The sequence below is a fragment of the Vibrio sp. ZF57 genome (assembly GCF_001691235.1).
In the GTDB taxonomy this organism is placed as follows: domain Bacteria; phylum Pseudomonadota; class Gammaproteobacteria; order Enterobacterales; family Vibrionaceae; genus Vibrio; species Vibrio crassostreae_C.
The window spans coordinates 56,376-77,089 of sequence record NZ_MAKD01000051.1; the positions used below are offsets into that span (position 1 = coordinate 56,376).

A 20,714-nucleotide genomic window follows, 5' to 3' on the forward strand; every position below is an offset into this window, starting at 1 on the left:
GTCAACCTTTTTTGTTTTCATCTGTTGTAGAAGATCCCCAAGTCGCTCGTTCCTCGCTCTTGAGGATGACGACTTTTTAAAATCACGCTCTATATCATTAGTTGGTTAGATAAAATTGCGTGTTCCGCCATTCCCTAGACTGACGAAGGAAGGAGTAGGGATCTCTAACAAAGAGAGCGTATCCGTTATAGTACACCCATTCCTTGCGCTTCTAACATATCGACTAGATCGATCAGCGGTAAGCCGATCAAAGTATTTGGGTCTTTCCCTTCCATCTGTTTAAACAACGCGATGCCTAACCCTTCACACATAAAGCTACCTGCGCAGTAATAAGGCTGCTCTTTCTCAACATAACTAATGATCTGTTGCTTAGTTAAATCGCGGAAATGCACTACAAAGGTGTCGAGACGCGTGTCAGCTTCATTGGTTTCGTTGTTCCAAACCGAAAGCCCAGTATAAAAAGTAATGCTCTTGCCGCTTTGACGAGATAACTGCTCGATCGCTTTTTCTCGAGTGTGAGGCTTACCAATGATCTCTCCATCAATTACGCAAACCTGATCAGAACCAATGACTAAGCTAGGTTGCTCCACAACACAAGACTTAGCTTTGGTCTCAGCAAGACGCATCACTAACTGTTGTGGTGTCTCTTCTGGAAGCGGCGTTTCATCGCAGTCTGGCTTGGCTGTAATGAAGCTTAACTGTAGTTTTTTGAGGATCTCTTGCCTAAATGGTGATGTAGAGGCTAAAACTAGTTGGTAATTTCTCATTTTAATTTACAATTCAAGGAAGCATTTATCTCAGGATAACGTAACTTGTCCTGCTATTCATAATGCTCTGAATAGGAAAGGCAGGAAAGTACATTTTTTTTGCCATTTCCTTTGACTAAACACGATTTGGAAGATAAGATTCGCGCCCTATGCAAAAGGAAAAAATACCGCGTACAGTTGATCCGGCAAGAACGGCTCAAAAACGACTCGATATGGATGGTATCATCCAGGTCAGTCTTTTGAAGCGTTTAACTGAAGCAACTGAAGGCGTAAAACGTGACGCGCAAGTCTCAATGTCATTTGGGCTTGATGAACAACGATTAGTCGTTATCTCTGGTAAAGCTAACGTCGAAGTCGATTTAGAGTGTCAACGTTGTAATGAGGTTTTCGCACATGAGTGCGATGTCCAATTTACTTATACTCCTGTTTACAGTGAGAAAAGTGAAGAGGAAGCACCGGAAGAGTACGATTTGGTAGATCTGAACGAGTACGGTGAGTTAGACCTGATTCAATTAGTTGAAGACGAGTTCATCCTTGGATTGCCACAAATAGCAATGCACGACGATGCGAAATGTAGCGTTAACTCAAATAACTTGGTGTTTGGTGAACTTCCTGAAGAAATTGAGGAAGACAAAAAGCCGAATCCATTTGATGTTTTAAAAAGCTTAAAGAAGTAATTGCTTCTTTAAGAATTTACATAGGAGTAGGGTCAATGGCCGTACAAAAGAGCAAGAAATCACGTTCAATGCGTGGCATGCGTCGTTCACACGATGCGCTAACTACAGCTGCACTTTCTGTAGACGCAACTTCAGGTGAAACTCACCTACGTCACAACGTGACTGCCGAAGGTTTCTACCGCGGCAAAAAGGTTATCAACAAGTAAGGTTGACCTTTGCAAAATCTAACCGTTGCGCTTGATGCAATGGGCGGGGACTTCGGTCCTCGTGTAACAGTGCCTGCCGCCGTGCAGGCACTGTCGTATTTCCCAGAGCTAAAAGTCATTCTAATAGGTGATCGAAACGCGATCACATCTCAATTATCTTCATTAGGTCGAATGCCTGATTCTCGTTTGAGTATCCAGCATTGTGATCGAGTCATTTCCAATTCTGAAAAACCTTCACTAGCCTTACGTAATAGTCAGGGTAGCTCTATGCGTGCCGCTATCGATCTGGTTGCCGAATCACAGGCTGATGCTTGTGTGAGTGGTGGTAACACTGGCGCACTGATGGCTTTATCCCGTTTCAGACTCAAGCTTCTTCCCGGTATTGATAGGCCTGCATTGGTTTCAGCTTTGCCTACTGCATCCGGAAATCGCACATGGATGCTTGATTTAGGGGCGAACGTTTCTAGTGACGCAGATTCACTGTTTCAGTTTGCTGTCATGGGCAGTGCATTAGCAGAACAACATTTAGGTCGCGCACCACGTGTCGCTATCTTGAATATCGGTGCAGAAGAAATTAAAGGCAATGACCTTGTAAAACGATGCGCTGAAATGTTGTCTAATACTCAGTCTGTGAACTTCATAGGCTATATTGAAGGTAATCAATTACTTCAAGATGCTGCTGATGTCGTCGTATGTGATGGTTTTGTGGGCAATGTCTGCTTAAAAACGTGCGAAGGTACGGCTCAGCTCTTTATTGATAAGCTAAAAACGCGCATGATGGCTTCAACAATAAAGGGTTGGATAGCCAGAATGCTGTTTTCTGAGCTATTTACTGAATTAAAAACCTTGAACCCCGACCAGTATAACGGCGCAAGTTTGTTAGGATTGCGCGGCATTGTCATTAAAAGTCATGGAAGTGCTGATGTGTCTGCAGTCGTCAACGCGATTGGTGAAGCAGTACACGAGGTCAAACGACAAGTCCCCAGCCGCATTAGCGATCGTTTGGAAGCGGTTTTACTCGAGAGGCATTATTAGTCTTCATGTATAGCAAAATTTTAGGTACTGGCAGCTACTTGCCATCTCAGGTGCGTACTAACGCAGACTTAGAGAAAATGGTAGAGACTAGCGATGAGTGGATCGTTGCTAGAACGGGTATTAAAGAGCGTCGTATTTCAGCGGAAAACGAAACCGTTGCTGATATGGCGTTTTACGCTGCTGAAAATGCCATTGAAATGGCAGGTATCGACAAAGAAGAGATTGATTTAATCATCGTTGCGACAACCAGCAGTAGCCACACATTCCCGTCTTCGGCATGTCAGGTACAAGGCAAGCTTGGTATCAAAGGCTGCCCTGCGTTTGATTTGGCTGCAGCGTGTTCTGGTTTTGTCTACGCACTGTCTGTTGCTGATCAACACATCAAGACTGGCATGTGTAAGAACGTTTTGGTAATTGGTGCTGATGCACTGTCAAAAACCTGTGATCCGACTGACCGCTCTACTATCATCCTATTTGGTGATGCAGCAGGCGCGGTGGTTGTAGGCGCAAGCGAAGAGCCAGGTATTTTGTCTACTCATATTTACTCTGATGGTAAATACGGTGAGCTTCTAAGCCTTGAAGTACCAGAGCGCGGCGGTGATGCAGACAAATGGCTGCACATGGCGGGCAACGAAGTATTTAAAGTGGCGGTAACTCAGCTTTCTAAGCTAGTTAAAGACACCTTAGCGGCGAACAATATGGATAAGTCAGAGCTTGATTGGTTAGTTCCACACCAAGCGAACTACCGTATTATCTCGGCAACCGCTAAAAAGCTGACGATGTCGCTTGATCAAGTAGTGATTACTCTTGATAAGCACGGCAATACGTCGGCAGCTACCGTACCAACGGCCCTAGATGAGGCTGTTCGCGACGGGCGAATTAAACGTGGTCAAACGCTTCTACTTGAAGCATTTGGCGGCGGCTTCACTTGGGGTTCTGCGTTAGTTAAATTCTAACCCTAAGCGATAATCAACAAACAAGGCACATAACTTATGTGCCTTATTCAATTTTTTGCTTTGCTTAAAGGAAAATTACAATGAGCAAATTTGCTATCGTATTCCCAGGCCAAGGCTCTCAAGCTATCGGTATGCTTGCTGACCTAGGCGAACAGTATGATGTTGTTAAAAAGACATTTGCTGAAGCTTCAGAAGCACTTGGTTACGATCTATGGGCATTGGTTCAAGATGGTCCTGTAGAAAATCTAAATGAAACTTTTCGCACTCAACCGGCTCTATTAACAGCGTCTGTTGCAATTTGGCGTGTATGGCAAGAGCTTGGCCTAGAGCAACCTGTAAATCTAGCAGGTCACAGCCTAGGTGAATATTCTGCTCTTGTATGTGCCGGCGTTATCGACTTTAAAGAAGCGATCAAGCTGGTTGAACTACGTGGTCAACTGATGCAAGAAGCGGTTCCTGCAGGTGTTGGTGCAATGTACGCAATCATCGGTCTAGACGATGAAGCGATTGCTAAAGCGTGTGAAGAAGCTGCGCAAGACGAAGTTGTGTCTCCAGTTAACTTTAACTCTCCTGGCCAAGTTGTTATCGCGGGTAACAAAGCGGCAGTAGAGCGTGCTGGTGCACTTTGTAAAGAAGCGGGCGCTAAGCGTGCACTTCCGCTACCTGTTTCTGTGCCGTCTCACTGTGCACTGATGAAGCCAGCAGCAGACAAGCTAGCGGTGGCTCTAGAAGCTCTAGAGTTCAACACGCCAGCATTGCCTGTTATCAATAACGTTGATGTTATCGCTGAAACAGATCCTGCAAAAATTAAAGACGCACTTGTTCGTCAGCTGTACAGCCCAGTTCGTTGGACTGAAGGCGTACAAGCGATGAATGAGCAAGGCGTTGAGAAGCTACTTGAATTAGGCCCTGGTAAAGTTCTTACTGGTCTAACAAAACGAATCGTAAAAACTATGACAGCTGCTGCAGTTAATGACACTGCATCACTAGAAGCTGCTAAGTAAATAACCACTTAATAGAGAAGTTATGATGAATTTAGAAGGCAAAGTTGCACTAGTTACAGGCGCAAGCCGTGGCATCGGTCGTGCAATCGCTGAACTTTTAGTTGAGCGTGGTGCTAAAGTTATCGGTACTGCGACATCTGAAGGCGGCGCAACTGCAATCAGCGAGTACCTTGGTGAGAACGGTAAAGGTCTTGCTCTTAATGTAACGGATACTGACTCAATTGCTGCTACACTGAAAACCATCAACGATGAATTCGGTGCGATTGACATTCTAGTTAACAACGCAGGTATCACTCGTGATAACCTACTGATGCGTATGAAAGACGACGAATGGAATGACATCATCGATACTAACCTAACGCCTATCTTCCGCATGTCTAAAGCCGTATTGCGTGGCATGATGAAGAAGCGTCAAGGCCGTATCGTAAACGTTGGTTCTGTAGTAGGTACTATGGGTAACGCTGGTCAAGCTAACTACGCAGCTGCAAAAGCAGGCGTAATTGGTTTTACTAAATCAATGGCTCGTGAAGTTGCGTCTCGTGGCGTTACAGTGAACACTGTAGCTCCTGGTTTCATCGAAACTGACATGACTAAAGCGCTAAATGATGACCAACGTGCAGCAACTTTGGCGAATGTACCAGCAGGTCGACTAGGTGACCCTCGCGAAATCGCTGAAGCTGTGGTATTTTTGGCGTCACCTGCGGCAGCTTATATCACAGGTGAAACACTTCACGTCAATGGCGGTATGTACATGGTGTAAATTATGTGCAACATTTGTGCATGATTTAAGTCAAGATCATACGTAATTTCGGTTAAAATCGTGAAAATTGTGGTTTGACCAGAAAAGTTGACCTTGCAACTTTCAATAGATTGAATAAACTACGGAAAACATCGCATAAAGCGAACTCTGTAAAGGAAAAGAAAAAATGAGCAACCTCGAAGAACGCGTAAAGAAAATCATTGTTGAACAGCTAGGTGTAGACGAAGCTGAAGTTAAAAACGAAGCTTCTTTCGTTGATGACCTAGGTGCAGATTCTCTAGACACAGTAGAGCTAGTAATGGCTCTAGAAGAAGAATTTGACACTGAAATCCCAGATGAAGAAGCTGAGAAAATTACTACTGTTCAAGCAGCTATCGATTACGTAACTAGCGCTCAGTAATAATCTCTCCCAGGCGGTCACCTCGACCGCCTGTGTTTTATCTAACTCATCTATCCTCATCTTAAATCACCTCAATCCCCGGAGTGTAAAATCGTGTCCAAGCGTCGTGTAGTTGTCACTGGCATGGGTATGTTGTCACCGGTAGGCAACACTGTAGAATCTTCTTGGAAAGCCCTGCTAGCTGGTCAAAGTGGTATCGTTAATATCGATCATTTTGATGCAACCAATTTCTCAACTCGTTTTGCAGGTCTAGTTAAAGACTTTAACTGCGAAGAGTATATGACTAAAAAAGATGCTCGTAAGATGGACTTGTTCATCCAGTACGGCGTCGCAGCAGGTATTCAAGCTTTAGATGATTCAGCCCTAACTATTACTGAAGAAAACGCTCCACGTGTGGGTGTTGCTATCGGTTCTGGTATTGGTGGTCTTGGTTTGATCGAAGCCGGTCACCAAGCTCTAACTGAAAAAGGCCCTCGTAAGATCAGCCCGTTCTTCGTACCGTCGACGATCGTGAATATGATTGCTGGTCACATGTCTATCATGCGTGGCCTACGCGGTCCAAACATCGCGATTTCTACTGCATGTACGACTGGCCTACATAACATTGGTCACGCGGCTCGTATGATTGCATACGGCGATGCAGACGCAATGCTAGCGGGTGGTGCTGAAAAAGCATCAACTCCACTAGGTATGGGCGGTTTTGGTGCGGCTAAAGCACTTTCTACTCGTAACGATGAGCCTCAAAAAGCTTCTCGTCCATGGGACAAAGGCCGTGATGGCTTCGTTCTTGGCGACGGTGCAGGCATGATGGTTCTTGAAGAGTACGAACATGCGAAAGCTCGTGGCGCTAAGATTTACTGTGAGCTAGTTGGCTTCGGTATGTCGGGTGACGCTTACCACATGACATCTCCAAGTGAAGATGGCTCAGGTGGCGCACTAGCAATGGAAGCGGCTATGCGTGATGCTGGCATTACTGGTGAACAAATCGGTTATGTAAACGCACACGGTACTTCGACTCCTGCAGGTGACGTAGCGGAAGTTAAGGGCATCAAGCGTGCTCTTGGCGAAGCAGGCAGCAAGCAAGTATTGGTTTCTTCTACGAAATCAATGACAGGCCACCTTCTAGGTGCTGCTGGTTCTGCTGAAGCTATCATCACGGCTATGTCTCTGGTTGACCAAATTGTTCCACCAACAATCAACCTAGATGATCCTGAAGAAGGCTTAGATATTGACTTAGTACCTCACACTGCGCGTGAAGTTAGCAACATGGAATATGCTGCATGTAACTCATTCGGTTTCGGTGGTACAAACGGCTGTTTGATCTTCAAAAAGATTTAATCATCTTATTAAAGACGTAAACACTCGTAGATAGTCACAATTAGACTTGTTTTTAAACGGCTTGATGCTTTAGCATTGAGCCGTTTCTTTTTATGGGGAAAAACATGTTTTGGGTTGATGGAGAAAGCCAGCAAACTATCGATATTTTGGATCGCTCGTTTCAGTACGGAGACGGCTGTTTTACGACAATGCTCGTGAGTGATGGTGAGATACAACATCTTCACGATCATCAGCACCGTGTCGACGAGTGCCTTAAAGCACTACGCATTTCTGCTCTTGATTGGGATGTTGTTAGTCTTTGGCTCGATACTGCGCTTCAACACATCCAACATAACGCTCTTCATGGCACAAAGAGCCTTGATGGTTCAAAGAAGCTCCATAACGCCAACAAGCCTCATAATCAAAAAGCAGGGATCAAGCTGCACGTTAGTCGTGGAGCGGGTGGGCGTGGCTACAGTACCAAGAATATCGCCAAGCCGACAATCACCATCAGTACCTTTGATTACCCAAGCCATTATTCAGCGTGGCAAGACTCCGGTGTTGAACTCGGTATCTGCCATCAAGCGCTAGGTTTGAGCCCACTACTGGCTGGCCATAAGCACAATAATCGCCTTGAGCAGATTTTGATGAAAGATGAAATGGATCAAGCTAATGAAGTGGATGGTGTGGTTCTTGATATATCGGGCAATGTGATTGAAACCACCATGGCCAATCTGTTCTGGCGCAAAGGTCAGTCGATATACACACCTCAACTCACTCAAAGTGGTGTCGCGGGGGTTATGCGTAAGCAAGTGTTAACCGCGCTGAATCAGGCTGAACTTTCCGTTACAATTAGTGACTACTGCTTATCTCAACTCATGCAAGCTGATGAGGTTTTCATGACAAACTCCATTTTAGGGGTTGCCCCAGTTACCCGTATTAGTGATACCCAATTTAACATTGGAACCGTTACTCGTAGCCTTCAAGGACAACTAAACTCGTGATCAAAAAGTTATTTATTTTTATTATCTTGTGCTTAATTGCAGCCGGTGCTGCTGGTTTTTATGTTTACAACCAAGCGCAAGATAACCTGAAACAAGTTATTCAATTAGAAAAACCACAAGTCGTGACTGTTGCTTCAGGTAGCAGCTTTAACCGCGTTCTAGCCCAGTTGATTAACGAGGGGCTGTTTGAGGCTTCTCCTTACGAGAAATTAATCCGTAAGTTACATCCTGAGCTTGTAGACGTAAAAGCGGGTACTTTCCTGCTTGAACCGGGTTTAACCTTAGAGCAAGCGCTACAGGTGCTTGTAGAAGGGAAAGAACACCAGTTTACTATTACCTTTGTTGAAGGCAGTCGTTTTGACGAATGGCTTGTTCAGCTAAAAGACAACGAATTCATTCAACAGACATTGGATGGCGTTTCTGAAAAAGAGATCGCTGAAAAGTTGGGTATTGAAAACGAAAAGCTAGAAGGTCTCTTCTTAGCAGAAACGTATCACTACACCTACGGCACCACTGATTTAGATTTGTTGAAGCGCGCGCATCGAGACCTAATGAGCGTGGTGAATGAAGAGTGGGAAAATCGAGCGGATAAGCTGCCTCTTAAATCGCCATACGAAGCGTTAATTCTTGCATCTATCATTGAGAAAGAGACCGCTGTTGCGTCAGAACGTGAGCGTGTTTCTTCTGTGTTTGTTAACCGTCTAAACAAGCGTATGCGTTTGCAAACTGACCCAACGGTTATCTATGGCATGGGTGACAGCTACGATGGCAACATCCGTAAGAAAGACTTACGCACGCCAACGCCTTACAACACCTATACAATGAGTGGCTTGCCACCGACACCTATCGCTATGGCAGGCAAAGCGTCTATCAACGCGGCGTTGAATCCAGAGAAGAGCAACTACTTGTATTTCGTTGCGAGTGGAACAGGTGGTCACGTATTTTCAAAGAGTTTGACTGAGCATAACCGTGCAGTGCGAGCTTACTTAAAGCAATTAAGAAAAAACAGATAAAGAAATAATTATGAATCAGTCGAAATTTATCGTGGTTGAAGGCCTTGAAGGCGCTGGCAAAAGCACAGCAATCAATGCCATCGTTGAGACATTAAAAGCATCGGGTGTTGAAGATATTGTTAATACTCGCGAGCCGGGTGGTACTGTCTTAGCTGAAAAGATGCGTTCATTGGTTAAAGAAGAGCACGAAGGCGAGAAGCTTCAAGACATGACTGAATTGCTGTTGATGTATGCAGCACGTGTTCAATTAGTCGAGAACGTCATCAAGCCGGCACTCGCCAATGGTCAATGGGTATTGGGTGATCGTCATGATATGTCTTCACAGGCATACCAAGGTGGTGGTCGCCAGATCGCGCGCACGACTATGGAATCACTGAAAGCAACCACGCTAGGCGGCTTTAAACCCGATCTAACGCTATATTTGGACCTAGACCCTAGAGTAGGGCTAGAGCGTGCTAGAGGCCGTGGTGAGCTTGATAGAATTGAAAAGATGGACATCTCATTTTTCGACCGCACGCGTGAGCGCTATCTAGAAATTGCAGAACAAGATGATTCTGTACTTGTGATTAACGCGCAGCAAGAAATTGAGCAAGTAGCCGCTGATATTAAAGTCGCGCTAACTGCTTGGCTCGACAAACAGTAGGTAGTCATGGCTGAAGTGTATTCTTGGCTCACACCGGTATGGAGTGAGTGGAAAAAAAGTCTCGATGCGGAGCGTTTTCCTAACTCTGTGATTGTTAATGCACCGGAAGGGCTCGGCGTTGATGCTTTGATTAGCCAACTTACCGACGCATTGATGTGCACGAACTATGAAAGCGAGTCGTGCGGGTTTTGCCACAGCTGTGAGTTAATGAAGTCGGGCAGTCATCCTGATTTTCATGTGATCTCACCCGAGAAAGAAGGTAAGTCGATCACGGTTGATCAAGTGCGTGCCAGTAACCGCTGGGCTCAAGAGTCTTCTCAGTTAGGTGGTTTGCGCGTTATTTTGCTTAACCCTGCTGAAGCAATGAACGAATCGGCTTCCAACGCACTATTGAAAACTCTGGAAGAGCCATCAAGCAAGTGCATCTTCATTCTGTCTACTCGTAACAGTAATCGCTTAATGCCGACTATTATTAGCCGTTGTCAGCAATTCAATGTGGTTAGTCCGCAGTTAGAGACAGCATCAGCGTGGTTAGATGGTGAAGTGGGCAAAGCGGTATCGCAGTATATTTTAGCACTCAATGACAACGCGCCTTTAAAAGCAAAAGCGATGTTTGAGCAAGGTGGCGTTGAAGCTTCAACAAAAGCGCTCGATGGCTTTGTGAATGTGATAAAAGGCACTCAACCTGACATGCTAAAGTTCTCTACAGAGCTTAGCAAAGACCCTTTGATTCAACTTGGCTGGCTTTGGCATCTATTGTCAGATGTACAGAAGCTGCATTTTGGTTTGGCGAATCAGGCTTTCACTCCGAGTGCGAAAGCACTGTGTGAGGCGATGTCTTATCAAAGTGCTTATGCAGCATCGAATAAACTGCTGACATTGATTGAGCAGTTAAAGCAACACCCTGGGCTCAATACGGAGCTACTCATAATGAATTGGCTGATAGCCACTTGCGAGGAAACATGTTCGTAGATTCCCACTGTCATTTAGACAAACTGGATTACCAAGATTTACACACCAGCGTAGAAGATGTGGTTAACAAGGCGAAGGCTGCTAATGTAGACCAATTGCTTTCTGTCGGTGTGACACTCGATTCGTTTGAAAATATGCTCGAGATGATCTCGCCGTTTGATAACGTTAAAGCCTCTTGTGGCGTTCACCCTCTCGATGTTGAAAGTGATTTCAGCCTAGAGACAATGCGTGAATACGCGAGCAACCCTAAGGTTGTGGCGATTGGAGAGACAGGTTTAGATTATCACTACCAACCAGAGACGGCGGAGCTGCAACAGCTACGATTTAAGCAGCATGTTGAGTTAGCCGTTGAGCTGAATAAACCTTTGATCATTCACACTCGTAACGCACGTGAAGACACATTAGCTATTTTACGTGATGGCGGAGCTGAGAAGTGTGGCGGTGTGATTCACTGCTTTACCGAAGATCAAGCATTCGCAGAAGCAGCAATGGAACTAGGTTTCTATATCTCAATTTCAGGCATTGTGACCTTTAAGCAGGCTACAGAACTTAAAGAAGTTGTTAAAAACCTACCGCTAAACAGGTTGCTGATCGAGACGGATTCTCCATACTTGGCGCCCATTCCATATCGTGGAAAGCAGAATCAGCCTGCATATGTCGTCGAAGTGGCGGCCTACATTGCGCAATTAAAAGGTGTGTCGATGAAAGAGGTTGCCGAACAAATGACCAAAAATTACCAAAAACTTTTTTTGCGATAAAAATCTAAGTAAACAAATAAAAGGGAGCAAAAGCTCCCTTTTTGTGTTTTTGATCACCAAAAATACGTTTTTTTTTAATGTTTACGAATTATGTTGAACTTGAGAGCGCTAATTATAACATTTGTAATTTTGTTACTAAAAATAACATTCGCTCCTATTTTATTTACCCAGTAAAATAATAGGGCTCTTGAAAAATACTTATATATTTCAATGCATTAAACACTTGTAAAGCATTGCATTTCTAGATTTGACATGTGATCCAAGACGTGTTTTGAAACTAAATTTCGTAAGTGACTAGAAAGTTAGTTCCCCATCAATATATATTTAGCGGCAGAAAATATAATGCAATACATGGTTACATTTTCGCAGGGTGCTAACATATAGGCTACGGGGGTGTGCCGTTAGAACCCAATATAATTATTTTATCTTTATCAGGAGCATAAACATGTTTAAGAACCTTTTTGCTAGCCTGCAGAAAGTTGGTAAGTCTCTGATGCTTCCAGTATCAGTTTTACCAGTTGCGGGTATTTTGCTAGGTGTCGGTGCAGCAGATCTTCCTTTCATTCCAGAAATCGTTTCAAACTTAATGGAACAAGCTGGTGGTTCAGTATTCGGTCAAATGGCACTACTGTTCGCAGTAGGTGTTGCACTTGGCTTTACTAACAACGATGGTGTAGCGGGTCTAGCTGCTATCGTTGGTTACGGCATCATGACTGCTACACTTGGCGTAATGGCTGGTGTAATGGGCGTTGATAAAATCGATACTGGTGTACTAGGTGGTATCCTAGTCGGTGGTGTTGCTGCTTGGGCATTCAACCGTTTCTTCCGTATTCAACTACCAGAGTACCTTGGCTTCTTCGCTGGTAAGCGTGCTGTGCCAATCATCACAGGTTTCTCTGCGATTGGTCTAGCAATCCTACTATCTGTAGTATGGCCACCAGTTGGCGGCGCTATCTCTGCGTTCTCTGATTGGGCTGCTCACCAAAACCCACAAGTGGCGTTTGGTATCTACGGTATCGTTGAGCGTTCTCTAATTCCATTTGGTCTTCACCACGTTTGGAACGTACCTTTCTTCTTTGAAGCTGGTACTTGTGTAAACGCTGCTGGCGAAACTCAAAACGGTGTTCTTACTTGTTACTTAGTTGCTGATGACGCATCTCGTGCAGCGGGCAATGGCTTCGGTCAGCTAGCTGGTGGTTACATGTTCAAGATGTTCGGTCTACCTGCTGCTGCAATCGCGATTGCACACTCAGCTAAGCCTGAAAACCGCGCTAAAGTAATGGGCATCATGGCTTCTGCTGCGTTGACTTCATTCCTAACGGGTATCACTGAACCAATCGAATTCTCTTTCCTATTCGTTGCTCCAGTACTGTACGCAATCCACGCTCTACTAGCTGGTTCTGCATACGTTCTTGCGAACACTCTAGGTTTTGTACACGGTACATCTTTCTCACACGGTCTAATCGACTTCCTAGTTCTATCTGGCAACGCGTCTAAGATGGGCCTAATGGTTGTATGTGGTATTGCTTACGCTGCAATTTACTACATCGTATTCCGCACTGTGATTAAAGCTCTAGACCTTAAAACTCCAGGCCGTGAAGACGAGACTGAAGAAGAGTCAGTTGCGACTGGTTCTGAACTTGCTGGTGAGCTAGTTGCTGCATTCGGTGGCAAAGCGAACATCACTGGTCTTGACGCTTGTATTACTCGTCTACGTGTTGCAGTAGCTGATACAGCTCTTGTTGACCAAGACAAGCTGAAGAAACTAGGCGCTGCAGGTGTTGTAGTAGTAGCGGGTGGCGTACAAGCTATCTTCGGTACTAAGTCTGACAACCTTAAGACAGACATGGATGAGTGGATCCGTAACAACGGTTAATTCTCTGATTCAATAAATTGAAAGGAGGCCGAAAGGCCTCCTTTTTTGTTTTCTGCTCTATGAAAGATCTATTGTGCTTAATCTCCATTAACTCAGGTACTTATCATTCAACTCGATCATTTGATGGTCGTTCCCAAATTTTTCGTGTCTTTTATCTTTTACCCAGCGATGACACCTTTTGCTGAGATTCCAGTAGACTTCCGTTTTTTAAATACAGTCTGAGAATATTATGAAACATCGTTACTTGATCGGCCTTATGTGCTGCAGCGGAGCCTCGTTTGCTCAAGCTTCTGAAGCTCCAGCTTTGGAAGTGGGACTCGCCATTGACCAAGACCTGAGTGTCGTTGTGGAATTTGATCAGAAATACCGTGCTACGATTGGCAATGACGGCGCTGCCTTTGATTACATTTTGAAGCGTGGTCAGTTCGAGACTGAAGCTCCGTTGAGCTGGTACGTCGGTGCTGGTGCTTGGGCTGAATGGAATGACGACTTTGGCTTACGCTTGCCGTTAGGCGTGAAAGTGAATTTCTACGAAGGTTGGAATGCTTACGCTCAAGTTCACCCTGAACTCGATATGTATAAAGGTGTTGAGTTGCAAGTGGGCGGCGCTTTAGGTGTTACCTATAAGTTCTAACCTGAACTAAAACCGTTTTAATAATGAAAAAACCAGCATTTAGCTGGTTTTTTAGTTTGGGCCGATCTTATATTTTTGCTTCATTGAGCCGCTTAGAAAGTAAAACTCAGTCCGACATTGGCTTGGAATTGGTTCATCCAGTCGGTATCAAAGCGAATGATGCACTCTTGCCCGTTATTTGGGATATTACAAACACCGGAGGTATCGTTGTCGACAACCGTGCCTAACCAACGTACTTGTGTGTTCAACGCTAGTCGGTCACTAAATTTGTACTCTAAGCCACCAAAGATAGAAGTTGAGAATCCATACTTATCTTTTGCCCAGTCTACATCGACGTAAGAAGCACCCAGGCCTAGCCCTAGATAACCCGACAACACAGGCGAAGCAGGGTAGTAGATGCTGCTTTGAAGGTGCAGGTATTGGATGGAGGAGCTTAGGTTAAGCGTTTCTAATTCCGAGCTCTGATTGGAGTAGAAGAAGCCGATGCGTCCTTTTTCAAGTGGCGTTTCAATGGCAAAGGTGTAATTTTCAGAGCCTTTCATGTCATAGGTTTTACCGTCCTGGTCTTCGACACTGCCACCGCCGGTATAACCTACCATAGGTGTAATGATGATCTCCGGCGAAGCATACGCGCTTGAAACGGAGAGAAGCGTAATCAGTGCCATCATATTTGCTTTGTTATTCATGAGTATATCCTTATCCATACACTTACTAATTGTGATGGTTACATCAATATTGTGCGACTAATTTCGACGATTCTTGAAGATACTTCACACACCTGATAGTACTTAAATAGAGACTCGACAAATTAATAATAAACCAGAGGTGTCTATGGACCATAATCTGAAAAATGCCCTACAAATTACCGTGTTTATCTACATGATCATTCTTTCATTTGGCTTTATTGCGATTGGTAGTTAATACCATCTATTGCGAGGCTGAGTTTTGATACTCAGGGAATAATGAATAGTGGGATTATAACCAATATTGATACAGCAATAGACTTGGATTATTACGCTAAGTTTATTGCTGGAAAAACAGCACTGGTCGCTCAAGGTGGCGGACAGAGAAGTATTTTTACTTCTGGAGTGCTGGATGCCTTTCTTCTCTCAAATTTTGACCCCTTCGACGAATTTTTTGGTACCTCAGCAGGTGCTCTCAACTTATGTGCTTATCTGTGCCGTGATAAAGGCCTTGGACGTTCTTTTGTTCTCGACCTCACAACCTCACCAGAGTTCTTCAATCTCTTTTCCTATATACGACACAGAAAGAACCTAGGATTAGAATGGGCGCTAGAACAAATCATGGCTTACCCATATAAGCTCGATCTGGATTTAGGGCGACAAACGCTAGGCGATCGCCACTTCTATGCGGCTGTAACGGATTCCAAAGACTTACGAGACCACTACTTCCCATTATTGGGCGAAGATTGGTACAAGGTGATGATTGCGACCTGTGCTATTCCTCGCTTGTACAATGACGAAGTCTTTATTGGTGACAGTGCTTATGTGGACGGTGGTGTATCGGCGTGTATCCCAGTTCAGGAAGCGTGGCGAAGACAAGCTCGTTCTATTGTGGTGATTCGTACTGAGCCAGTGGTGGAGGAAGGTAATACCCATTTGGTTGAAGCACCAGTTAAGGGATCTTCAGTCAAAGCGCCTAAACCTATATCTGCAGAAGAACTGGAGTGGTTCCGCGAATCTTTCGACAGTGTTCAAGGCCATTGGCAACAGAAAGTGGAACAGTGGAAAACCGACTGGACCTCTTTCTTCCAACAACAAATTATGCGCTCAAAAGAGCAGAAGCGTGACCGTGGGCATTTAGACCTGCTGAACGGTGGTCGCTGGCTATTTGGTGCAGATGATATTTATCGCTTAAGTCATTTAATCGGAGATAAGTTTGATTCAGGGTTGGCTGACATGCTGATGGTGCATTATCAGACCTACTCATTGACTCAGGATTTTTTGAATTCGCCACCAGACGACGCGTTTGTGGTTCAGATAGCACCTAGTCAAACGCTTAAATCGAGCTCATTAATGAGTCATAAAGATGATTTACTGCATGATTACGAATTGGGTTTAGAAGCCGGTTACCGATTTGTGGAGACCTATACCTCAACGGAAAACGCTCGCAACTCGCATATGCCACAGTTAGCCACCATTGCTGCGGGTAACTAATTCCCGAAGTTGATGAGCTAGCATGCTGTGAGCTCGTTATGCTGTTTAAGCAGATTTTAGTGAGTCGTGTTCTGAAATGAAAAAGGGTTATTGAACTTGGTTCGATAACCCTTTTAAGTTTTTGAGATTAGGCGAATCGTTTCGCCTTAAGGTCAAATATTAGGTGACAGGCAAGATTCTCATACAGTTGGTTGACCCTGCTACATCCATAATGTCGCCTTGAGTGACGATCACTAGGTCACCAAACTTAAGGTGTCCTTTCTCTTTCAAGCAAGTGAGTGTAGATAGTGCAATGTCAAAGCTGTCTTCGGCTTCTGTCTCGAAGTAGATTGGTGTCACACCTCGGTATAAGGTACAGCGATTAAGCGTTCCTTCGTTACGAGACAGCGCGTAGATCGGCATGTCGGCACTCAGGCGAGACATCATCAGTGCGGTGCGGCCTGACTCGGTGAGAGTGACAACGCCTTTAATGCCTTCCATATGGTTTGCAGAGTAGATGGTCGCCATCGAAACGGTTTCTTCGGCAGTAACAAAGGTGCGGTCAATACGGTAATTGGATTGGTTATTAATGCCTGCCATTTTTTCCGCACCAATACAGACTTCAGCCATCGATTTTACGGTCTCGACTGGGTAGTCACCAGCTGCAGTTTCACCAGACAACATCACAGCATCGGTGCCATCGAGTACGGCGTTGGCAACATCCATAACTTCGGCACGGGTTGGCATTGGCGCAGAAATCATTGATTCCATCATCTGAGTTGCGGTGATGACAGTTCGGTTAAGCGCTCTGGCACGGCGTATAAGCTGTTTTTGTACTCCGACTAACTCAGGGTCGCCAATTTCCACTCCGAGGTCACCACGAGCCACCATGACCACATCTGAGGCCATTATGATGTCATCCATGTTCTCAACTGTAGCTACTGTCTCTGCTCGCTCCACTTTTGCGACGAGGTGAGCTTCTAAGCCGGCTTCTCGTGCAAGCTGACGAGCATAATGCATGTCTTCACCATTACGAGGGAAAGACACCGCTAGGTAATCCACTTTGATTTGTGCGGCGGTGACGATGTCGCGCTTGTCTTTTTCTGTTAGCGCTTCTGCGGAAAGGCCACCCCCTTTTTTGTTGATGCCTTTGTTATTTGAGAGTGGGCCGCCAATGATGACTTCGGTATGAACGCGACAGCCTTCCACTTTGGTTACTTTGAGTTGAACACGACCATCGTCAAGCAACAGTATATCGCCGGCGGATACGTCGTTAGGCAGTTCTTTGTAATCAAGGCCAACGGCTTTTTGATTGCCTTCACCTAAACCTAGGCTGCTGTCGAGAGTAAATAGGTCACCTACGGCAAGTTGAATTTTGCCATCTTTGAATGTCGACACACGAATCTTGGGACCTTGTAAGTCTCCGAGAATGGCGATTTGAGTACCGTGTCTTTTTGCTATTGCTCTGACTTTTTCTGCGCGTTGTATATGGTCGTCGCTGGTGCCGTGAGAGAAGTTCATACGGACTATATTGGCACCGGCTTTGATGATCTCTTCAAGCACGTTACCTTTATCAGTAGAAGGGCCTAGCGTTGTGACGATTTTCGTTTTTCTTAATTCGGCTGTCATGAATACTCCTAGAGTGAGGCCAAGTAATCTTTTAAAAGACTGAATTAAGTATATGCATTAATTGATAATTTATTGGGAGCTAGGAGGATATTTCTTGATTTGCCTTTAATTATTGAATTCAGGGCTCAAACGCGATGTTTTATTCTGAAAATTAAGTCGCAAATTATCGATGTGGGTGTTAATTTTCCTCGAACTATTTGACTCGATACACAAAGATTCATGTATATACGTGATACTGGTCACGGCGATATACCAAGTGACTTCACAATTACTTCGCAAAGTAAAAAAATTACCTCGTTGATGATTTCTGGAGCGTAAAATGTACATGGCTCAACCGGGCCATATTGATCATATCAAACAGGTCAATGCTGGTCGTGTATATAAACTAATTGACCTTAAAGGTCCTATTTCTCGTATCGATCTGTCCAAGCAAAGTGAGTTGGCTCCGGCGAGTATTACTAAAATTACCCGTGAACTCATTGAAGCTCACCTTATTCACGAAACGACGGTTCAAGAAGCCACGACTCGTGGGCGTCCTGCTGTCGGTCTGCAAACCAATAACGAAGGTTGGCAATTTTTGTCGATGCGTCTTGGTCGCGGATACTTGACGATCGCGCTCCATGAATTGGGCGGCGACGTGCTTATCGATACCAAGATTGATATCCATGAACGTGATCAAGACGATGTGCTTGCGCGTCTTCTCCATGAAATCGATGAGTTCTTCCAAACCTATGCCGAGCAACTCGACAGGGTGACGAGTATCGCTATCACACTGCCAGGTCTGGTGAATTCAGAGCAAGGTATTGTGTTGCAGATGCCGCACTATAACGTTGAAAACTTAGCGTTGGGGCCGGAGATCTACAAAGAAACCGGTTTGCCAGTTTTTATTGCCAATGATACCCGAGCGTGGGCATTAGCAGAAAAGCTGTTTGGTAACTCACAAGACAACGACAACTCTGTTCTTATCTCGATTCACCACGGTTTAGGTGCCGGGATCATTCTTGATGGTCGCGTTCTGCAAGGACGTCACGGTAACATCGGTGAGTTGGGGCATATCCAGATCGACAAGGAAGGCAAGCTTTGCCACTGTGGTAATCGAGGCTGTTTAGAAACGGTGGCGAGTTCTCAGGCAATCCGTGAGCAAGTCAAAGAGCGATTGGTAAATGGTGAAGAATCAACGCTAACGGTGTTTGAAGACGTCACTATTGAACAGATCTGTGCTGCCGCTGCTAATGGGGATCCGCTGGCTGTCGAAGTGATTGAACAGTTAGGCCGTTATCTAGGTTCTGCGATTGCGATTGTGATTAACCTGTTCAACCCAGAGAAAATCTTGGTGGGTGGTGTTATCAATCAGGCGAAGAGCGTGTTATACCCGGCGATTCAAAAGTGTATCGAAGAGCAGAGTCTATCGGTTTACCATAAAGACTTAGAGCTGGTGGAATCTCGTTTTTATAAGCAGGCAACCATGCCAGGTGCTGCGCTCATCAAGCAGGCCTTATACGATGGCCAACTGTTAATGAAAGTTATTGAAGGTTAACCCCTTTTTCTCGTCTTGTAGCCTTACCTTGAACCTTTCCATGTACTTAAGCTTTGTATAACATCATTTGTTGTACTTAGTTTAAGCATTCTGTGCATTGGCGCTTTGCTTTAACCTATTGAAGTAGGCTATTGTAGTCACAGTTATTATTTGTCACTAAGGTGTTGTATGTCTGGCGTTTTAAATTCGGTTGATCAGAGAACCAAACTGGTCGGTGAAAACCGTCTGGAACTCTTGTTATTCAGCTTAAATAGTCGTCAACTATTTGCGATTAACGTATTTAAAGTGAAAGAAGTCCTCAAAGTGCCAGTACTCACTCGCTTACCGGGCTCTCATCATCATATTACGGGTGTTGCGTCTTTACGTGGTGAATCGGTGCCTGTTATCGATTTACGCAGTGCCATTGGCTTTCCGCCATCTCGTGCGGAGTCTCAAGAGAGCAACCTGATTATTACGGAATACAACCGAACCGTACAAGGTTTCTTGGTTGGGCAAGTTCGTAATATCGTGAACACGACATGGACAGAAATCCAGCCGCCGCCAAAGACAACAGGCCGTGCAAACTACCTAACCGCTATTACGCATATTCAAGAAGAAGAGCAGCACAAGATCGTCGAGATCATCGATGTTGAGAAAGTGTTGGCTGAGATCATTGATTACGATGTCTCGATCTCTGAAGGCGTTTTAGATGAACAATTAGCTCAGGAGATGATAGGACGCAATGTGCTTATCGTTGATGACTCTTCAACAGCGCGTAACCAGATCAAAGGCACCTTGTCGCAGTTGGGTTTGAACATTATTGAGTGTTGTGATGGCTTAGAAGCACTGACCTTACTTAAGGGCTGGTGTGATGAAGGCAAAGACATCAATCAAGAAATATTGTTGATGATCACCGATGCTGAAATGCCTGAAATGGACGGCTATAAACTGACACATGAAGTACGTACTGACCCAAGAATGCATGACCTATTCATCACGCTAAATACTTCATTAAGTGGAAGTTTTAATGAAGCTATGGTTGAGAAAGTAGGGTGTAACCGCTTTATTTCTAAGTTCCAGCCAGACCTCTTGGTTGAAGTGACTCAAGAGCGAATGCGTCAGATTTTATAATTAATGCTGCTGTACGGTTTGTTTTGAGTGACCTTATAGAAAACGCTTGCTAATATTCACGCAGCATATTTTTCTTAACGAAATATGCTCAACTACTAGCGTAATTTTTCACACACAATCTAAGGTAGTTCCTCTTAATGATATGGTTAACGTCTAAAGTCGTCATGACTTTGAGCTTATTACTGTATAGGGGATTTAAGAAAAGACGTACGGAAGCTGAAGTTGAGTCATAACTCAACAACTGGAATTGAAGGGAAGCG

General features: G+C 44.7%; 22 protein-coding genes. 19 read left to right on the forward strand and 3 right to left on the reverse strand.

The window, feature by feature from the left end; genetic code table 11:
- Window positions 1–185: 185 nt before the first annotated feature.
- On the reverse strand, window positions 186–767 hold the full coding sequence (locus A6D97_RS05550; protein ID WP_017067204.1) for a nucleoside triphosphate pyrophosphatase: 582 nt from the start codon (window positions 765–767) through the stop codon (window positions 186–188).
- A gap of 149 nt (window positions 768–916) precedes the next feature.
- Between A6D97_RS05550 and yceD the strand changes: the two genes are divergently transcribed.
- From yceD to A6D97_RS05625, 15 genes are all read left to right on the forward strand, one after another.
- Window positions 917–1,444: a 23S rRNA accumulation protein YceD gene (gene yceD, locus A6D97_RS05555; protein WP_017062153.1), complete on the forward strand. Its 528-nt coding sequence runs from the start codon at window positions 917–919 to the stop codon at window positions 1,442–1,444.
- 35 nt (window positions 1,445–1,479) lie between these two features.
- The gene (gene rpmF / locus A6D97_RS05560; RefSeq protein WP_004737376.1) at window positions 1,480–1,650 is read left to right on the forward strand and encodes a 50S ribosomal protein L32; all 171 of its coding nucleotides are present in this window, start codon (window positions 1,480–1,482) and stop codon (window positions 1,648–1,650) included.
- 9 nt (window positions 1,651–1,659) lie between these two features.
- Window positions 1,660–2,685: a phosphate acyltransferase PlsX gene (gene plsX / locus A6D97_RS05565; protein WP_017062152.1), complete on the forward strand. Its 1,026-nt coding sequence runs from the start codon at window positions 1,660–1,662 to the stop codon at window positions 2,683–2,685.
- Window positions 2,686–2,690: 5 nt separating this feature from the next.
- A complete protein-coding gene (locus tag A6D97_RS05570; protein WP_017054985.1) occupies window positions 2,691–3,641 on the forward strand; it encodes a beta-ketoacyl-ACP synthase III in 951 nt (316 codons plus the stop codon).
- 80 nt (window positions 3,642–3,721) lie between these two features.
- Window positions 3,722–4,645 carry an ACP S-malonyltransferase gene (gene fabD / locus A6D97_RS05575; protein WP_017063479.1) on the forward strand — a complete coding sequence of 308 codons (924 nt, stop codon included), beginning with the start codon at window positions 3,722–3,724 and terminating at the stop codon, window positions 4,643–4,645.
- A 25-nt stretch (window positions 4,646–4,670) separates the two neighbouring features.
- On the forward strand, window positions 4,671–5,405 hold the full coding sequence (gene fabG / locus A6D97_RS05580) for a 3-oxoacyl-ACP reductase FabG (protein ID WP_065583983.1): 735 nt from the start codon (window positions 4,671–4,673) through the stop codon (window positions 5,403–5,405).
- A 166-nt stretch (window positions 5,406–5,571) separates the two neighbouring features.
- On the forward strand, window positions 5,572–5,805 hold the full coding sequence (gene acpP / locus A6D97_RS05585) for an acyl carrier protein (RefSeq protein ID WP_004737381.1): 234 nt from the start codon (window positions 5,572–5,574) through the stop codon (window positions 5,803–5,805).
- Between the two features lie 93 nt (window positions 5,806–5,898).
- Window positions 5,899–7,143 carry a beta-ketoacyl-ACP synthase II gene (gene fabF, locus A6D97_RS05590; RefSeq protein ID WP_010437291.1) on the forward strand — a complete coding sequence of 415 codons (1,245 nt, stop codon included), beginning with the start codon at window positions 5,899–5,901 and terminating at the stop codon, window positions 7,141–7,143.
- A gap of 104 nt (window positions 7,144–7,247) precedes the next feature.
- On the forward strand, window positions 7,248–8,126 hold the full coding sequence (gene pabC, locus A6D97_RS05595) for an aminodeoxychorismate lyase (RefSeq protein WP_065583975.1): 879 nt from the start codon (window positions 7,248–7,250) through the stop codon (window positions 8,124–8,126).
- Window positions 8,123–9,139, forward strand: a complete 1,017-nt coding sequence (mltG, locus tag A6D97_RS05600; RefSeq protein ID WP_017062149.1) for an endolytic transglycosylase MltG — start codon at window positions 8,123–8,125, stop codon at window positions 9,137–9,139. The genes pabC and mltG overlap by 4 nt, the downstream gene beginning before the upstream one ends.
- 10 nt (window positions 9,140–9,149) lie before the next feature.
- Window positions 9,150–9,782 (forward strand): dTMP kinase, encoded by a 633-nt coding sequence (gene tmk / locus A6D97_RS05605; protein ID WP_017062148.1) that lies wholly within the window; start codon window positions 9,150–9,152, stop codon window positions 9,780–9,782.
- A gap of 6 nt (window positions 9,783–9,788) precedes the next feature.
- On the forward strand, window positions 9,789–10,754 hold the full coding sequence (locus A6D97_RS05610; protein WP_065583976.1) for a DNA polymerase III subunit delta': 966 nt from the start codon (window positions 9,789–9,791) through the stop codon (window positions 10,752–10,754).
- Window positions 10,745–11,512 (forward strand): YchF/TatD family DNA exonuclease, encoded by a 768-nt coding sequence (locus A6D97_RS05615; RefSeq protein ID WP_065583977.1) that lies wholly within the window; start codon window positions 10,745–10,747, stop codon window positions 11,510–11,512. Before A6D97_RS05610 ends, A6D97_RS05615 begins: the two co-directional genes overlap by 10 nt.
- A 445-nt stretch (window positions 11,513–11,957) precedes the next feature.
- Window positions 11,958–13,388, forward strand: a complete 1,431-nt coding sequence (ptsG, locus tag A6D97_RS05620) for a PTS glucose transporter subunit IIBC (RefSeq protein WP_017062145.1) — start codon at window positions 11,958–11,960, stop codon at window positions 13,386–13,388.
- A 229-nt stretch (window positions 13,389–13,617) separates the two neighbouring features.
- Window positions 13,618–14,022, forward strand: coding sequence for a hypothetical protein (locus A6D97_RS05625; RefSeq protein ID WP_017062144.1), 405 nt, complete (start codon window positions 13,618–13,620; stop codon window positions 14,020–14,022).
- A gap of 92 nt (window positions 14,023–14,114) precedes the next feature.
- Here the strand turns inward: A6D97_RS05625 and A6D97_RS05630 are convergent, their stop codons facing one another.
- Window positions 14,115–14,708 (reverse strand): outer membrane beta-barrel protein, encoded by a 594-nt coding sequence (locus A6D97_RS05630; RefSeq protein ID WP_017067207.1) that lies wholly within the window; start codon window positions 14,706–14,708, stop codon window positions 14,115–14,117.
- 145 nt (window positions 14,709–14,853) lie between these two features.
- On the opposite strand from A6D97_RS05630, the gene A6D97_RS21785 reads away from it, so the two are divergent.
- Both A6D97_RS21785 and A6D97_RS05635 read left to right on the forward strand, forming a co-directional pair.
- Window positions 14,854–14,943 carry a YnhF family membrane protein gene (locus A6D97_RS21785; protein ID WP_100214626.1) on the forward strand — a complete coding sequence of 30 codons (90 nt, stop codon included), beginning with the start codon at window positions 14,854–14,856 and terminating at the stop codon, window positions 14,941–14,943.
- Window positions 14,944–14,984: 41 nt separating this feature from the next.
- Window positions 14,985–16,199 (forward strand): DUF6363 domain-containing protein, encoded by a 1,215-nt coding sequence (locus A6D97_RS05635; RefSeq protein WP_017063485.1) that lies wholly within the window; start codon window positions 14,985–14,987, stop codon window positions 16,197–16,199.
- A gap of 159 nt (window positions 16,200–16,358) precedes the next feature.
- Here the strand turns inward: A6D97_RS05635 and pyk are convergent, their stop codons facing one another.
- Window positions 16,359–17,807 carry a pyruvate kinase gene (pyk, locus tag A6D97_RS05640; RefSeq protein ID WP_017067208.1) on the reverse strand — a complete coding sequence of 483 codons (1,449 nt, stop codon included), beginning with the start codon at window positions 17,805–17,807 and terminating at the stop codon, window positions 16,359–16,361.
- Window positions 17,808–18,126: 319 nt separating this feature from the next.
- Between pyk and A6D97_RS05645 the strand changes: the two genes are divergently transcribed.
- Together A6D97_RS05645 and A6D97_RS05650 are read left to right on the forward strand one after the other, a co-directional pair.
- On the forward strand, window positions 18,127–19,344 hold the full coding sequence (locus A6D97_RS05645; RefSeq protein WP_017062140.1) for an ROK family protein: 1,218 nt from the start codon (window positions 18,127–18,129) through the stop codon (window positions 19,342–19,344).
- A gap of 168 nt (window positions 19,345–19,512) precedes the next feature.
- Window positions 19,513–20,454, forward strand: a complete 942-nt coding sequence (locus A6D97_RS05650; RefSeq protein WP_017062139.1) for a chemotaxis protein CheV — start codon at window positions 19,513–19,515, stop codon at window positions 20,452–20,454.
- Window positions 20,455–20,714 lie beyond the last annotated feature (260 nt).

What these genes read in the sequence shown, in the direction of transcription:
- A6D97_RS05550 (WP_017067204.1), bottom strand. Translation starts at nt 767, where the DNA reads ATGAGAAATTACCAACTAGTTTTAGCCTCTACATCACCATTTAGGCAA.
- yceD (WP_017062153.1), top strand. Translation starts at nt 917, where the DNA reads ATGCAAAAGGAAAAAATACCGCGTACAGTTGATCCGGCAAGAACGGCT.
- rpmF (WP_004737376.1), top strand. Translation starts at nt 1,480, where the DNA reads ATGGCCGTACAAAAGAGCAAGAAATCACGTTCAATGCGTGGCATGCGT.
- A6D97_RS05570 (WP_017054985.1), top strand. Translation starts at nt 2,691, where the DNA reads ATGTATAGCAAAATTTTAGGTACTGGCAGCTACTTGCCATCTCAGGTG.
- fabD (WP_017063479.1), top strand. Translation starts at nt 3,722, where the DNA reads ATGAGCAAATTTGCTATCGTATTCCCAGGCCAAGGCTCTCAAGCTATC.
- fabG (WP_065583983.1), top strand. Translation starts at nt 4,671, where the DNA reads ATGAATTTAGAAGGCAAAGTTGCACTAGTTACAGGCGCAAGCCGTGGC.
- acpP (WP_004737381.1), top strand. Translation starts at nt 5,572, where the DNA reads ATGAGCAACCTCGAAGAACGCGTAAAGAAAATCATTGTTGAACAGCTA.
- pabC (WP_065583975.1), top strand. Translation starts at nt 7,248, where the DNA reads ATGTTTTGGGTTGATGGAGAAAGCCAGCAAACTATCGATATTTTGGAT.
- tmk (WP_017062148.1), top strand. Translation starts at nt 9,150, where the DNA reads ATGAATCAGTCGAAATTTATCGTGGTTGAAGGCCTTGAAGGCGCTGGC.
- A6D97_RS05610 (WP_065583976.1), top strand. Translation starts at nt 9,789, where the DNA reads ATGGCTGAAGTGTATTCTTGGCTCACACCGGTATGGAGTGAGTGGAAA.
- A6D97_RS05615 (WP_065583977.1), top strand. Translation starts at nt 10,745, where the DNA reads ATGTTCGTAGATTCCCACTGTCATTTAGACAAACTGGATTACCAAGAT.
- ptsG (WP_017062145.1), top strand. Translation starts at nt 11,958, where the DNA reads ATGTTTAAGAACCTTTTTGCTAGCCTGCAGAAAGTTGGTAAGTCTCTG.
- A6D97_RS05625 (WP_017062144.1), top strand. Translation starts at nt 13,618, where the DNA reads ATGAAACATCGTTACTTGATCGGCCTTATGTGCTGCAGCGGAGCCTCG.
- A6D97_RS05630 (WP_017067207.1), bottom strand. Translation starts at nt 14,708, where the DNA reads ATGAATAACAAAGCAAATATGATGGCACTGATTACGCTTCTCTCCGTT.
- A6D97_RS21785 (WP_100214626.1), top strand. Translation starts at nt 14,854, where the DNA reads ATGGACCATAATCTGAAAAATGCCCTACAAATTACCGTGTTTATCTAC.
- A6D97_RS05635 (WP_017063485.1), top strand. Translation starts at nt 14,985, where the DNA reads ATGAATAGTGGGATTATAACCAATATTGATACAGCAATAGACTTGGAT.
- pyk (WP_017067208.1), bottom strand. Translation starts at nt 17,807, where the DNA reads ATGACAGCCGAATTAAGAAAAACGAAAATCGTCACAACGCTAGGCCCT.
- A6D97_RS05645 (WP_017062140.1), top strand. Translation starts at nt 18,127, where the DNA reads ATGTACATGGCTCAACCGGGCCATATTGATCATATCAAACAGGTCAAT.
- A6D97_RS05650 (WP_017062139.1), top strand. Translation starts at nt 19,513, where the DNA reads ATGTCTGGCGTTTTAAATTCGGTTGATCAGAGAACCAAACTGGTCGGT.